The following is a 14,421-nucleotide window of genomic DNA, read 5'->3' on the forward strand; positions in this document are numbered from 1 at the left end:
TGGTCTAGGGTTGGCGGCTTCCCTCCTCACGCAACAGCGCCTGCAAGGTGTCGAGTCGAGCACCGTCGAAGGCAATCACGGTGCCCTGCTCGAACACCCGGCGCGCCAGCCCGGTCAGCACCGCACCGGGCGGCAGTTCGATCTGTAGACGCACGCCACGCTCGTAAGCGCTTTGCACGGTGCCGCGCCAATCCACCACGCGGCACATGTTGAAAGCCAGGTCGTCGCGCAAAGCTTCGATGTTGATGATCGGCCGGGCGCGGCTGCCGCTCAGGTAGCCCAATGTCGGTGTTTTCAGTTGCACGTTGGCGAAGGCTTCGGCCAGGGTTTTCGCCGGAGCTTCCAGCAGCGGGCAATGGGAAGGCACGCTGACGACCAGGCGTTTGGCCAATCCGGCACCGCGACCTTTCGCCAATTCGGCAACGGACTTCATAGCAGCATCGCTGCCGGCGATGACCACCTGATTATCAGCATTGATGTTGGCCAGATAAACCGGCGTATCGATGCTGTGAACCTGCGCCAGCAACCCTTCCACGGTCGCCAGCTCCAGGCCGATGAGCGCGGTCATGCCGTAGCCCTGTGGATAAGCTTGCTGCATCAACTCGCCACGCAGGCTGACCAGATGCAGCGCATCGCTGAAGCTCAGGGCGCCCGCCACCACCGCTGCCGGGTAGGCACCGATGGACAATCCCGCCACGTAATCCGGCGCCATTGATAACTGGCGTGAAGCCGCAACGCCGGCAATCAACAGGCACAGCTGAACGGCCCGTGTCGACGTCAACGCCTCGGCCGAATCCAGCAGCAAAGTGTCTTCGCCAAGCACGTCACTCGCCTCGATCACCGTTTCGCGAGGCAAACGATGGAGCATGCCCGGCTGCTGCGCGCCTTGCCCTGGGAACACCAGCAAACTGCTCACGCTGCTTGCTCCCACGGATCAATGACCAGGCAGGCCTCACGGGCGTTTTTCAGCAAAACCCGACGGGCAGCACCAGCCCATTCGCGCAGGGCGACGGCGCCGAACGGTGTTTGCAACTGCATGTCCACCTGGCACGCAGCCGTGTCCAGAATCTTCAGCAGCGCCTGCGCTTTCAGTCGATCCATTGGTTGCGGTGTGCGCAGGATCAAGTCGAGATCACTGCGCTCATGCAACGCTTGAACACCACTGGCCAGTTCAAACCCGGCACTGCCGCTGACACCCCACACCCAACCGCAACCATCGAGCATCGGCCGCAGTTGATCGAGGGCACGCAACGCCAATACATCCCGGTCGATAGAAACATGACAAAGCGCTTCCGGCCGTACCCGACGCGAAATCGCATCGATCGACATCACCGCTGCAAAGCGCTGCTCACGCAACCGCCCACGTACCCCGACCGCGATGTGATCCGGCGTACTCAGCGCACGCCGAACCACCACCGGCTGACCTGCGCGGATCGACTCGATCACCCACGCAGGCGCGTCCATCGGCAGCTGTTCTAGAGTCATGCCCCAGAGCAGGTCGTGGGCCAGAAAGGTATTCACCACTGCGCTCTCAGCAGTTCGCGAACCTTGCTCGATGCAGCGCGGTTGCTCGCACCCAATCGACCGCTCAGGTCTCGCCCCGTCGCGGCAACATCGCCGATTGCCTGATCCAGACATTCAGCCACTCGCGCCAAGTCGGCTGCGGTTGGCTGTTCAATCTGCTCGACCGACAAGGTTTCCCACAGCAATCCAAGGCTCGCGTAGCTGTCGATGTCATACGCCATCGGTGGCACGCTGGCAGCCAACGCTTCAAGCTCCTCGACGCTGCGCAACGTCACCCGCGCCGCCGACGCCTTGCCCATCGCATGCACCATCACGCCCGGATCACGCAGGGCAATCAAGCGATTGGCCTGATACCCGTGCGCCAGAAACGCCCCGGACATCGCCTTGCCCACCAGCAAACCGATCACCGCATGGCCGGCCAACCGCGCGCGGGCATAACTGTCTGCCGCGCCGGCCAAGGCCTGATGAATGCCGAGCGCTTCTTCGCGCCGACCGTAAGCCTGGCTGGGCACATCGACGATGGCGATCAAGGCGCGCTTGTGCGGTTTATCCAGATCGGTTGCGATGACTTCGTCCACAGCCTTGGCCAGGCCCCAGCCCTCCAGCAGACCGACCTCGCCATTGCGGGCGCGGGCGAAACGGTTGTCGGGATCAGCCACCACGGCAATAAACCGAACTGGTTGATCACCCAACACACCATCAGCCACCTTTAAGGAAGCGGGCAAACCTTCGACCGGTTTCGCGCCAGCGCTCAAGGCGTTGAACCAGTTCAAACCTCTCAGGGAATACGTGCTCATGAGCGCTCTCCTTGATACAGATCGCGAACCACTGACGGTTCAATTTGCGGCTCGGCGTCCAGACGGGCCAGCCGTTGCAGGAACAGATCAGCCTGACGGCTGCGTTGTTGTTCCGGCAAACCTTGCTTGAGCAATTCGCCGACCTGCTGCTGAATCTGCGCCACATCATCGGCGACATAACGGTCCGCCAAACCACTGGCGAAACGCTGCTCGCCACCCGTCAGGCTCCAGATGAAAGGACGGTCGCGGGAGTCATATTCCTCAAGCCCCGCTTCCTGTTCGATCACTTGCGGGCCGTTCAAACCAAGCCGCGCTTCCTGAGTCACCAGCAAATAGCTGCACAACCCGGCGGCAATCGACATGCCGCCAAAGCAGCCGACGCTGCCGGCAACGACACCCACCACCGGCTGGTACTGGCGCAGATCGACAATCGCCGCATGAATATCGGCAATCGCCGCCAGCCCGAGGTTGGCTTCCTGCAAGCGCACGCCACCGGTTTCCAGCAGCAACACGGCGCGGGTCGGAATGCCGTTGCGGTTATCTTCGGCGGCCAGTTCCAGCGCACCGGCCATTTTCGCCCCACCGACTTCGCCGAGGCTGCCGCCCTGAAACGCGCCTTCGATGGCGGCGATGACCACCGGTAATCCACCGATGCTGCCCTTGGCGATCACCACGCCGTCATCGGATTGCGGCACCACGCCCTGGCGCAACAGCCACGGCGACATGACGCGTTGAAACGGGTCTAGCAGTTCGCGGAAGGTGCCAGGGTCGAGCAAGGCTTTCGCCCGTTGCCGGGCGCCGAGTTCGACGAAGCTGTGCTTGTGTAGGAGTTCTTTACTGTCAGTCATGACCGATCTCCTCAAAGCCTTGTTCCAGACGCAAACGCACCACGCCGGGTGTCGCGCCGAAATCATGGATATCGATGGCCATCGCTGGCGGAGTCTGACCGTCGAACATCCGTGCAAACAGGTGCTGCCAGCGTTGTTGCGCGCCATTGACCGAGGTCTGCACCTTAATCGTCAGCGTGCCCGCCTGACCCGGTTCGATCAGCACTTCCAGATCGCCCGAACCGACACAGCCCACCAGCGTACGGCCCCGTGGCGGCTGCCCGGCGGGGAATTCAAAGGATAAGGTTTCCATCAGAAAGCTCCGGACTCGATGCGGTCGATAAACAGGCAGGCGGCGAGCAAATCCGCGGCACCACCGGGCGACGCATTCAATGCGATTAATTGTTCGTCCAGCTCGTGCAAACGGCGGCGACCAGCGAGGCTGGCGCTGCCACCGGCGTCGAGTACGGCCTGGGCACCGAGTTGCATGGTCTGCAGACCGTGTTCGCCAGCGCGGTAGAGCACGCAGGTGTCGGCCAGATCCGTCATGATCGCCAGCAAGGCATCGAGCCGGGCGTTCTGCTCACCATGGCCAACGGCACGGCTGCGTTTGAGTTGCGGCAGTGCCCGTTGCTGCACCGACGGAAAGCCCAGTTGAGCTTCCTCACGGGCACCGCGCACGCCATAGCGTTGGGCGACTTGAGCGCCATGGCTGAGTGGACGTGGCGCGTAACGGTCATCAAGTAGCGCGAGGCGTGCTGCGCGCACAGCAATCGAACCTGCGGCACTGGATTCAGGTTCAAGCGCGCAGGCCGTGACCAACAGACCCAAGGCCCAGATCGCCCCGCGATGAGTGTTCACGCCGCCGGTGGTGGCGAGCATCGCTTGCTCCCCTTCCCGACCAATGCGCCCGACGGCTTCGCGCAGCGGCACGCCGACTTCGCCAAGCTCAATGGCCGCTTCCGCCATTTCCTTGAACGCAGGCCACAGGGACAGCGCCGAGGCGTGCATCAGCCCGAGGTGCAAATCGGTATGGGCGCCATTGCCACGACGGTCGACCAATGCCGGTTTCGGCGACAGGTCCGCTTCGTCGATCAGCGCGTCCACGGCCAGGTCCGCCAGCCGTTCAGCCAGGGAAAGCGTTTTCGGTTGCAGGTTGAATGCGTGCATTACCAGCTCCTGAACTTGGCGGGCGGGTTGTAGAGGCCACCGGACCACTCGACCAGATCCGCCACGCTTTTGGCGGCGAGCAATTCGCGGGTGGCGTCGGTGCGGCGAATGCCGAGGTCTTCGGGCAAGGCGATCAGGCCTTCGCGGCGCATGCGTGCGGTGTCTTTGGGGTTGTGGCGCAGGCCGATGGCGGTCACTCCGGCGACGGCGGCGATCATCGCCTGACGTTCTTCCAGCGAGCGGGCCTTGTACAGATAGGCGATACCTTCTTCGGTCAGCAGGTGGGTGACGTCGTCGCCGTAGACCATGATCGGCGCCAGCGGCATGCCGCTTTTCTTCGCCACTTCTATTGCATCGAGGGTTTCGACGAAGGTCGGTTTGCCGCCTTCCTGGAAGGTCTCGACCATTTGCACCACGAGTTTTTTACCGCGTTCGAGCAAGGCTTCGGGCGCATCCTCATGACGCATGTCGAGCCAGGCCGGCGTGCTGTGACGGCGACCGCGCGGGTCGTGGCCCATGTTCGGCGCGCCGCCGAAACCGGCCAAACGACCACGCGTTACGGTAGAGGAATGGCCGTCGCCATCGACTTGCAGGGTGGCGCCGATGAACAGGTCCACCGCGTATTGCCCGGCCAGTTGGCAGAACATTCGGTTGGAACGTAGAGATCCGTCGCGCCCGGTGAAGAACACGTCGGGGCGCGCGGCGATGTAGTTTTCCATCCCCAGTTCAGTGCCGAAGCAATGCACGCTTTCGACCCAGCCACTTTCGATCGCAGGGATCAGCGTCGGGTGCGGATTGAGCGTCCAGTTGCGGCAGATCTTGCCTTTGAGGCCGAGGGATTCGCCGTAGGTCGGCAGGATCAGTTCGATGGCGGCGGTGTTGAAACCGATGCCGTGGTTCAGCGACTGGACGTTGTGTTTCTCGTAGATCCCACGAATCGCCATCATCGCCATCAACACGTGCACAGGCTTGATGTGCCGTGGGTCGCGGGTGAACAGCGGTTCGATGTAGAACGGCTTGTCGGCCACCACCACGAAATCGACCCAGGACGCGGGGATGTCGACGCGCGGCAGGTCGCTGACATCGTCTACCAGTTGATTGACCTGGACGATGACGATGCCGTCGCTGAAGGCGGCCGGTTCGATCAATGCGGGGGTGTCTTCGGTGCTCGGGCCGGTGTAGATGTTGCCGGCACGGTCGGCCATGAAACCGGCCGAGAGCACGACGTTGGGAATCAGGTCGACCACCAGCCGCGCATAGAGCTCGATGTAGGTGTGGATCGCGCCGATTTCCAGCAGGCCGTCTTCCAGCAACTGGCTGATGCGCAGGCTTTGGGTGCCGGCAAAGGAGAAGTCGAGCTTGCGGGCGATTCCGCGTTCAAACAGGTCCAGGTGCTCGGAGCGGCCGACGCTGGGCATGATCATGTGCAGGTCATGCAGCTTGGCGGGATCGGCCTTGGCCAGGGAGCGGGAGAGGAAATCCGCCTGCTTCTGGTTATTGCCCTCCAGCACCACACGGTCGCCGGGCAGGATCAAGGCCTCCAGCGCTGCGACGATGTTGTCGGTGGGCAGCACCACACCGTCGGCCAGACCGCGCACAAGCTCGAGACGCCGCTGCTTTTCGCTGCGCCGCCGCGTCCATCGCGAGTCGGGGGATATTGTTGTTGTCATGACCACTCCACGGGTTCGCTGTCGTGGGAGTCACCTTAGGAGTGTTGGGTGGGGGGCATCAATCAAGCAGAGCGTTGGATCGTTACGGCCAGGGTAATGGTTTCCAGGGCCGACGCCATCGCGAGCAGGCTCGCTCCCACATTGGATCTGCGGCGCACACAAAACCCCTGTGGGAGCGAGCCTGCTCGCGATGGGGCCAGAATGGTCGCCGCAGTTTTCAATGAAGAATAATTACAGCCCTGCCATCTGCTGTTGCACATGAACTAGCAACTGTTCAGCACTTTCCAACAGCTGCGCCAACAACGCCGGATCTTCATCCATATAGCCTTCGTACTCCGCCAGGTTCCGTCGCTCATGGCACAGGGCGAACAACCGAACCTGTACTTTGCCGATATCTGCGGTATGAACCAGACACTGGAACACCAGATATCGCTTGTCCGAACGGTAGCCACACAAGCGAAGAGCTGTCAGTGCAAGCGCGTGGGCAGCGTTGTAAGCCAGGTCGAATCGACTTGCGAAGGACAGCGAGCATGTTTGCGCATCTTTCAATCGATCCACAGCCGAACGCATCAACCCGTCACATTCCTTGCGATCCGGCGGCTCGGCTTTCAGTCCGCCGCTACGTAACAGGTTCTCCAGATTCTCGTTGCTGCCCATCCTTGGACTCCAAAGGGTTTTCCCCCATCAGGTTGATCTTGTCCTGCTGCGCTACCCGCACGACGAAGCTGTTTTCAGCCGCCAGTTTTGCGGCCCAGTCATCGGGGGTGTAGAGCGTCGGATTGAGGACGCGGCCTAATTGCTCCTCCAGAGGCATAAGCCGCTCCATCACTTCACTGTAGTGCAGGCCTTCGCCGATCAGCATGAGATCAATGTCACTGGATGCGTTTGCCGAATCCTTGGCGATTGAACCGTACACAAATGCCCAGGTGATCTGTTCAGCAAAGGGTTGAAGCGCCTGACGCAGAGGCTCGGCAATGCCAAACGTTTTGCGGGCGATGCCCAACAGCTCGGCATAGATCGGGCACTGCGGATTGGCTTGATAGTGGGTCTGGTTGCCCTGGCGGCTCAGGGTCAACACGCCTGCCTGTTGCAACCGATCCAGCTCGCGCATGAGGCTGCCTTTACCCACTTGAGCCCAGCGGGCGATCTCGTTGGCGTAAAAACTTCGGTCGGGTTTGCCGAACAACAAGCCCAGCACTTTTTGCTGAGTGGTGGTGAACAGGGCTTCGCTGAGGGAAAGGTTTTTCACAGTGGCAACCGATGAGTCCCAAAAAGGGAACGATAGGTCCCTTTTTGGGAATCTTCAACCTTCGACGGCCGATTGGGGGTTTGTGTTTAAAAGTTTGTCCGCAGAAACGGTGAGAGGCTACGCGGTCTGGCGTCGCGGCCTACAGCAATGCCGGAAGCCGCTGACTGGTGGGGTTTTGCGCTGATCGTTATCGTTTATGGATCGCTGACAATTCAGCGATCGGGTCTGGAACCCCCGAAAAGACGGAGAAAAAGCGCCATTCATTTCGAATGGACCAACGCCAATCTGTAATCGGAAACTCATAATGTCCAAGGTAACGACCAACCCAGCAGATAACACTGACACCGACTCCCAAGCTTCCCTCGAAGCCGAGAAGCTCAAGGAAGCCGCCGACCGTGCCTTCGCCCATTACTTCCCCCCCGCCCATGAAAAACCGGGCAAGCGCCGCAAACACCCCCTCTTCACCGTCTCCCCCGACATAGACACAGAAGCCCTTCTGGCCAACGCCTCCGAAGACTTGCTGTCGATCAGCGCCATTGCGGCCGATCTGGCGGACGATGTTGAAGGTTCGCGCCGGTCGGTAGCCTTGGCGCTTAGCCGTATGGCGGATGGGGTGCAGTTGTTGGTGGAGCGGGCGCTGGATCATAACGAGGCGTTGCAGATGCAGATGCGGGCTCAGGCCAAGGTTTAGTCGTCAGGTTTGAGGTGAATTGAAGGCCGCCATCGCGAGCAGGCTCGCTCCCACAGGTTTTGCGTACGCCGCAAATTCAATGTGGGAGCGAGCCTGCTCGCGATGGGGCCAGTCAGATCAACCCGGCATTCACAAGTAGTTTTTCCAGCGCCAGCAAGTCAGGGACTTTGGCGACTTGCTCCCCCACCTGCACCGCCGCCTGTTCCAGCGGACACAACGGCACATCGACATAACTCAACTGACTGTCGAGCTTGTACGACCGCGGAATCCCCTGCACCAGCAACGCAATGAACTTCAGCTCCGGCCGCCCACCGAGCGCATTGAGAATCACGATCCGCGCGCGCTCGCCGATGACGATTTTCTGGCCGCACGCCGACTCGAAACTCAGCAACGGAATCTGCCGGTCCCGCCACGTCACCAACCCCAGGTACCACGGCGGCGTGTCCAGATCGAACGCCCCCGGTTGATAGTCAATCAACTCCGCCACCGCCACGTTCGGCAGGATCAGACTGCGGTCGGCCAAGGGCAACAGCAGGCCGGTGAGGTTGCTGGTGCGATGCTCAAGCATGGGTTTTGCTCCACAACGCGATGCTGTCGAGCAGCACCGATTCCTGGTACGGCTTGCCGAGGTAGTCGTTGACGCCGATGGCCATGGCGCGGTCGCGGTGTTTCTGGCCGGTGCGGGAGGTGATCATGATGATCGGCAGGTGCTGCAAACGTTCGTCGCTGCGCACTTGGGTCGCCACTTCGAAACCGTCCATGCGCGGCATTTCGATGTCCAGCAGCATCACGTCCGGCAGGTGATCTTCGAGCAGCAGCATGGCGTCGACACCGTCCTTGGCGGTCAGCACGCTCATGCCGTGGCGCTCCAACAGACGGCTGGTGACCTTGCGCACGGTGACCGAATCGTCGACCACCAGCACCAGCAGCGGTTTATGCGGCTCGACCTCAACGTCTTGTGTCGCCGGCTGTTGCGGCACACGGGCCTGCATGGCGCGGATCGGCGCGAGCAAATCGAGAATCAGCACCACCCGGCCATCGCCCAGAATCGTCGCCCCGGACAGCCCCTGCACCGCCGCAAACTGCGGGCCGAGGCTTTTGACCACGATCTCGCGTGTGCCGGCCATGGAATCAACTTGCACGGCGATATGCCGCTCGTTGCATTGCACCAGCAACACCGGCAGCGGCAGGCTCTGGCCCAACAGTTTCGGACGAGTGCTGGTTTTCAGCAGCTCGCCCAGATAACACAGTTCATAACGCTGCCCGGCGTATTCGTAAGTCGGCGGATCAAGCCGGTAATGCCCTTCGAGTTCATTGGGCAACACGCGAACGATGCCATCGATGGTGTTCAGCGGGATCGCGTATTGATCTTCCAGGCACTGCACCATCAACGCACGGTTGACCGACACGGTGAACGGCAGGCGAATCCGGAAATGCACGCCCTGCCCCGGTGTCGAGTCAATGACCATGGTACCGCCGAGTTGCCGAACCTCTTCGTGAACCACGTCCATGCCCACGCCACGCCCGGAAATCTGGGTGATTTTCTCGGCGGTGGAGAACCCCGGTTGCAGGATGAATTGCAGCACGTCGCGGTCGCTGATATCGGCGTCCGCGGCCAGCAGGCCGCGCTTGATCGCCTTGCGCCGCACTGCCTCCAGCGGCACGCCGGCGCCGTCGTCGCGGATGTCGAAAATGATGTCGCCGCCCTCGCGGGACAGGTCGAGGGTGATCCGCCCTTGAGCCGGTTTGCCCGCCGCGATACGCACCTCGGCCGATTCCAGGCCGTGGTCCACGGCGTTGCGCAGCATGTGTTCCAGCGGTGCCGCCATGCGCTCAAGCACGTTACGATCCATCTCGCCTTCGGCGTTGCCGACGATAAATTCGACGTCTTTGCCCAGCTCACCGGAAACCTGGCGGACGATGCGCTTCAAACGCGGCAACATGCGCTCGAACGGGACCATGCGCGTACGCATCAGGCCTTCCTGCAATTCGGTGTTAATGCGGCCCTGTTGTTGCAGCAGGTTTTCCGCGTCCTGATTGCGTCGGTCGAGGGTTTCCTTGAGGTCGAGCAGGTCGGAGGCGGATTCGAACAGCGCCCGCGACAGTTGCTGCAACTGCGAGTGACGGTCCATTTCCAGCGGATCGAATTCTTCGTAGCCCAGGCGTTCGGCGTCGACTTGCTGACGACTGAGTATCCGTCCCTGGGTTTCGGTATCGAGTCGACGCAACTGATCGCGCATGCGCTCGATGGTGGTTTCCATCTCGCTCAGGGCCACCTGCGCATCGTTGACCTGTTGCTCGATACGGCCACGGAAGATCGACGTTTCGCCAGCCAGGTTGACCAGGTCATCGAGCAGTTCGGCCGAGACCTTGACCATGTCGGCGCCCGCTTCGGGTTGCGGCGTCGGGGCGTCGGGTTTCGGTGTGGCGGGCACCACCACCGGCGTATCAGGAACGGATGGATGACTGAAATTCTTGATCGCGTCGATCAACCGATCGGGCGAGGGCAACGGCTGGCCGGCGCGGCTGGCATCGAGCATTTGCGCCAGTCGGTCGTGACTGCTTTGTAGCAGCGCGAACAGCGCCGGGGTCGGTTGCAGCACGCCAGCGGACAGGCCTTCGTAGAGGAATTCCAGCTCGTGGGCGAGGTCGCCGATGGGGGCGATTTCCACCATCCGCGCGCCGCCCTTGAGCGTGTGCAGGTCGCGCAACAGGGTTTCCACTTCCTGACGGTTCGACGGCTCGGCTTGCCAGCGCACAAGGGCCGCGCCGGAGTTTTCGATGATGTCGAAACCTTCCTCAAGGAAGATCTCCAGCAGCTCGGGATCATGGCCCGGCGAGTCATTAGCCGGCGCGGGCTCCGCCGCTTCGGCAGTGTTGGTGTTGCCGTGGCGGAACTCGCGAATCGCTTCGATCAGTTCGTTCGGGGCGCCCAGGGTGTGCTGGTTCTGCAACTGCTCAAGCAGCACCGCGAGGCGGTCATGGCTTTGTTGCAGCAGCTGCGCCAGGGTTTCACTGTGGCTGTAACGGCGGTCCACCAGGCCTTCGTAAAGGCTTTCCAATTCATGAGCCAGGTCGCCGACCGGCTCGACCTCGGCCATCCGCGCCCCGCCCTTGAGGGTGTGTAAATCGCGCTGCAAGGATGACAACGGCGCGGCGTTGTCCGGGTCGCTCAGCCAGCGCTGCAAGGCCTGGCCGGCGCTCTCGAGAATATCCACTGCCTCTTCGAGGAAGATCGAAACGATCTCGTCATCGAGTTCGACCTGAGTCGCGGTCTGTTCCAGTTCTGCGGTGGCGCTGCCCAGTTCGCGGATGCTCAGGGTGCGGCTGCCGTCGCTGCGGATCAGGCCCATGGACGACGGATCCAGGCTTTCATCGAGCAAGCCACGCAACGCCCGGATGCGCTCCGGTTGTGGGCTGACTTCCTGACCGGCAGCCAGTTCGTCGAGCATGTTGATCAGCGCTTCGTGGGCGCTTTGCGCCTCGTGGAAAAAGCGGTCGCTGACCGCCAGGCTGCTCTCTTCCACCGCACCGTACAGGTCGAGCAACGCTTCGCAGAGTTCGTCCACCGGGTGCAGATCGGCGAGGTGCGCGCCTTCACCCAAAGTGGTCAACTCATCCAGTAACGCGCTGAGTTCCTGACGCTCGCCGGGGTGCTGCTGCCAGCGCTGCAACAGGCTTTCGGCGTCGAGCAGGATGTCCATGCCCTGGGCCAGGAAGTTGTTGATCAGCTGCGGATCACGCTTGATCCGCAGCGCGGTGTTCGGCGCTTTCAACAATGCGTCCAGACGCTCGGCGAGCAGCGTTTTGGTGCGCTCGATAAGTGAATCAGCATCCGGTATCTCGGCCAGCGGATCATCCTTGAGTTGCCGCAGCCCGAGACGGAACAGACCTTCGGCTTCCAGCAGCAGTTCGACTTCGTCGAGGTCGAGGGCGATCAGGTGCGCCTTGTATTCGCGGGCGAGTTGATCCAGCGGCGTCGCCAGCTCGGCGATCGGCAATACGCCGGCCATCGAGGCGCTGCCCTTCAAGGTGTGCAATGCGCGCTGCAACTCGTCACTGGCCTGCAGCGGCACATGCTCGGCGGCTTGGTCGAGGAAGCGGTTGAGGCTGGCGAGATGGGTCTCGGCTTCTTTGCGGAAGATCTCCAGCAACAGCGGATCGAGGGCCGCGACGTCTTGGGTGTCTTCATCGCTGGCAGGTAAATCGCCCTTGGCGAGGGCATGGGCGCGCGCGGCCAGTTGATCGACCTGGTTGCATTGGCGCTGGGCATTGGCGGCAAATTCAGCCACCAGATCCGGTAGCAGATCCAGTGCATCGCGGAGCAATTGTTGCACCGCCGCCCCCGGCGCAACGCTGTGCTCCAGCACGCGGTTGAGCAGGTTTTCCACGGCCCACGCCAGCTCGCCCAGCACCAGCGCGCGGACCATTCGGCCACTGCCTTTCAAGGTGTGGAACGCCCGGCGCAATTCAATCAACGCGGCTTTATCGTCCGGATTGGCCGTCCAGCGCGGCATGTATTCCCGGAGGATTTCCAGGACTTCGTCGGTTTCTTCGAGGAAGACTTCCCGCAGCTCATCGTCCACCGGTTCTTCGCCGGCGGGCGGTGGCAACAGGCTGCCCGGTGTAGTCAGGGCCGGCGGATTGACCGAAGACACCGGGCTGGCCAAGACGTCGGCCAGCGACTGGACGGTATCCGGATCCTCAAGCGCCTGCAGGTCCTGCATCACTTGGGCTTCACTCGGGCTGAGCACATCCTCGAGCATCGGCACTTGCTGTTCGCTGGGGAAAAACCCGAGGGATGCCAGGCTTTTTTCCGCCACGTCGAGCAGTTGTTCGCCCGGTGCCTCGGGGTCGTCGCTCAGACGCTCCAGGTAATACTCGATGCTGGTGATGACGTCGGCCAGGTTGTCCAGTTCCTGCCAGCCGGGCTGGCCCGGATCGAGCAGCAGATGTTCGCGAATGAAGTGGTTGCAGGCTTCGATCAGGCTCGCCGCACGGCTCAACGGGATCATCGACAGCGCGCCGCGCACCTGGGTCAGCAACGCCGGTAATGCCTGCAAATGCTGGCGATCCCAGTCAGCGTCGATGTAGTCGACGATCATGTCCTTGGCCTGTTGCAGGCAGATGCGCGCTTCCTTGATCACGATCTGGTGGATCTGCGTCAGATCGGTGGTCGGCAGGTGGCTTTCTTCCTGGCTCTCCGGCTCCACGGTGCCGACCATGCCGGCCAGTGTCGCTTCGACGTAGAGCAAGGCCCCGGCGACGTCCATCAGGATCGCGTCGTTGGGTTCGCGTTGGCCCTGGGCAAGGCTCAGCACCACCGCCAGTTGATCGATGATGACTTTGCGCGGCTGGCCGAAACCCAGCACCGCCAGGGTGTCGGCGATTTGCCGCAACGGCGCCAACAGGGTCTCCAGGTCAGAGGTGTGCTGGCGGTCGCTGCGCACAAACAGGTCGAGGCGTTCCTTGACCCGCACCAGCTCTTCACAGAGCGCGGCCAGCACCGAGCGCATGGCGTCACGGTCGGGACCGGCCAGGCGGGCGCGTTCTTCGTCCACCATTGCGCTGTCAGGCAGCGCGTCGTCCAGTGAGTAACGATCTTTCATGGTCAGCATCTGCCCGGTGGGATGTTCGGCCTTGGCAATGTAGAACAGCAAACTCTTGAGCAACTCTGGCGGTGCCGGCTGATTGATGCCGCGTATGCCTTGTTCGAGCAGGCGCTTGAGTTCTTTGTCGGCGTCCTTGAACAGGCTGCGCAGCGCCGGGCTATTGGCGATCGAGCCCCCGCGCATGCCTTCGACCAGCGCCGAGGCGACTTGCCACAACGGGCTCAGGGGTGCGTTGCCGCACAACCCTTCAAGGCGTGAAAAAACCTTGGTCAGATAACCGAGGTTATTGTCGTCATCCTGCTCGCGCAGCAATCCGACCAACGCCATTTGCAGCATCTGCCGCAACTTGCGCAGCACATTGGGTAAATCCGCCGGTTCAAGCAGTGCCAGCGACGCTTCGTCCAGCGCCGGCAGGTCGGGCAGTTGCGGACTGAACAGGCTGGTTTCCGACAGCAGGGTTTCGCCCCGGGCACTGCGCAAGTCGTTGATCAGCGGCAGCACCACCAAGGGTAGGTCACGGCGTGCACCTTGCACCCGGTCGAGGTAAATCGGCAGTTGCCCGAGGGCTTGCAGCAACAGGTGAAGCGCCTCGTCGCGATGGCTGACGCGGTTCTGTTGCAAGGCGGTGGTCAGGTGTTCCATTTCTTCGGCGAGCAGGGCCGCGCCGTAGAATTCGACCATCTGCAAACTGCCGTGGACCTGATGGATGCACGCCAGGCAATCGCTCAGGGCGTGCGTCGCCTGGGGGTCATCAAGCAGGGTTTCGATCGCTTGATGAGCCACTTTCAGCGTTTCGGCAATCTCGCCTTTGACCCACTCGAGGGCCACATAGTCGTGCCGATCACCCATAACCACTCCAAATCACTGCTCTACTCAAAAAA

12 protein-coding genes are annotated in these 14,421 nt (G+C 61.9%); 1 reads left to right on the forward strand and 11 read right to left on the reverse strand.

The window, feature by feature from the left end:
• Positions 1-4 precede the first annotated feature (4 nt).
• The 9 genes from mdcH to DJ564_RS30590 form a co-directional block, all read right to left on the reverse strand.
• Positions 5-916 (reverse strand): malonate decarboxylase subunit epsilon, encoded by a 912-nt coding sequence (gene mdcH / locus DJ564_RS30545; RefSeq protein ID WP_109635555.1) that lies wholly within the window; start codon positions 914-916, stop codon positions 5-7.
• Positions 913-1,524 (reverse strand): malonate decarboxylase holo-ACP synthase, encoded by a 612-nt coding sequence (locus DJ564_RS30550; protein ID WP_109635556.1) that lies wholly within the window; start codon positions 1,522-1,524, stop codon positions 913-915. The genes mdcH and DJ564_RS30550 overlap by 4 nt, the downstream gene beginning before the upstream one ends.
• Positions 1,518-2,321, reverse strand: a complete 804-nt coding sequence (gene mdcE, locus DJ564_RS30555; protein WP_109635558.1) for a biotin-independent malonate decarboxylase subunit gamma — start codon at positions 2,319-2,321, stop codon at positions 1,518-1,520. The genes DJ564_RS30550 and mdcE overlap by 7 nt, the downstream gene beginning before the upstream one ends.
• Entirely contained in the window at positions 2,318-3,169 is an 852-nt protein-coding gene (locus tag DJ564_RS30560) for a biotin-independent malonate decarboxylase subunit beta (RefSeq protein ID WP_109635559.1), read from the reverse strand. The genes mdcE and DJ564_RS30560 overlap by 4 nt, the downstream gene beginning before the upstream one ends.
• Positions 3,162-3,461, reverse strand: coding sequence for a malonate decarboxylase subunit delta (locus tag DJ564_RS30565; protein WP_109635561.1), 300 nt, complete (start codon positions 3,459-3,461; stop codon positions 3,162-3,164). The genes DJ564_RS30560 and DJ564_RS30565 overlap by 8 nt, the downstream gene beginning before the upstream one ends.
• Positions 3,461-4,318 carry a triphosphoribosyl-dephospho-CoA synthase gene (locus DJ564_RS30570; RefSeq protein WP_109635562.1) on the reverse strand — a complete coding sequence of 286 codons (858 nt, stop codon included), beginning with the start codon at positions 4,316-4,318 and terminating at the stop codon, positions 3,461-3,463. Before DJ564_RS30570 ends, DJ564_RS30565 begins: the two co-directional genes overlap by 1 nt.
• The gene (gene mdcA / locus DJ564_RS30575) at positions 4,318-5,988 is read right to left on the reverse strand and encodes a malonate decarboxylase subunit alpha (protein WP_109635564.1); all 1,671 of its coding nucleotides are present in this window, start codon (positions 5,986-5,988) and stop codon (positions 4,318-4,320) included. The genes DJ564_RS30570 and mdcA overlap by 1 nt, the downstream gene beginning before the upstream one ends.
• Before the next feature lie 231 nt (positions 5,989-6,219).
• Complete coding sequence (locus DJ564_RS30585) at positions 6,220-6,645, reverse strand: hypothetical protein (protein ID WP_109635568.1); 426 nt, start codon at positions 6,643-6,645, stop codon at positions 6,220-6,222.
• Complete coding sequence (locus DJ564_RS30590) at positions 6,608-7,237, reverse strand: nucleotidyltransferase domain-containing protein (protein ID WP_109635569.1); 630 nt, start codon at positions 7,235-7,237, stop codon at positions 6,608-6,610. Before DJ564_RS30590 ends, DJ564_RS30585 begins: the two co-directional genes overlap by 38 nt.
• 304 nt (positions 7,238-7,541) lie before the next feature.
• Here DJ564_RS30590 and DJ564_RS30595 point away from each other — a divergent pair, with 304 nt between their 5' ends.
• The gene (locus DJ564_RS30595) at positions 7,542-7,928 is read left to right on the forward strand and encodes a DUF6124 family protein (RefSeq protein WP_109635571.1); all 387 of its coding nucleotides are present in this window, start codon (positions 7,542-7,544) and stop codon (positions 7,926-7,928) included.
• Between the two features lie 112 nt (positions 7,929-8,040).
• Here DJ564_RS30595 and DJ564_RS30600 read toward each other — a convergent pair whose 3' ends face one another.
• The gene (locus DJ564_RS30600) at positions 8,041-8,496 is read right to left on the reverse strand and encodes a chemotaxis protein CheW (protein ID WP_109635572.1); all 456 of its coding nucleotides are present in this window, start codon (positions 8,494-8,496) and stop codon (positions 8,041-8,043) included.
• On the reverse strand, positions 8,489-14,389 hold the full coding sequence (locus DJ564_RS30605; RefSeq protein WP_109635574.1) for an Hpt domain-containing protein: 5,901 nt from the start codon (positions 14,387-14,389) through the stop codon (positions 8,489-8,491). The genes DJ564_RS30600 and DJ564_RS30605 overlap by 8 nt, the downstream gene beginning before the upstream one ends.
• Between the last annotated feature and the right edge of the window lie 32 nt (positions 14,390-14,421).

This window comes from Pseudomonas sp. 31-12 (assembly GCF_003151075.1).
Classification (GTDB): domain Bacteria; phylum Pseudomonadota; class Gammaproteobacteria; order Pseudomonadales; family Pseudomonadaceae; genus Aquipseudomonas.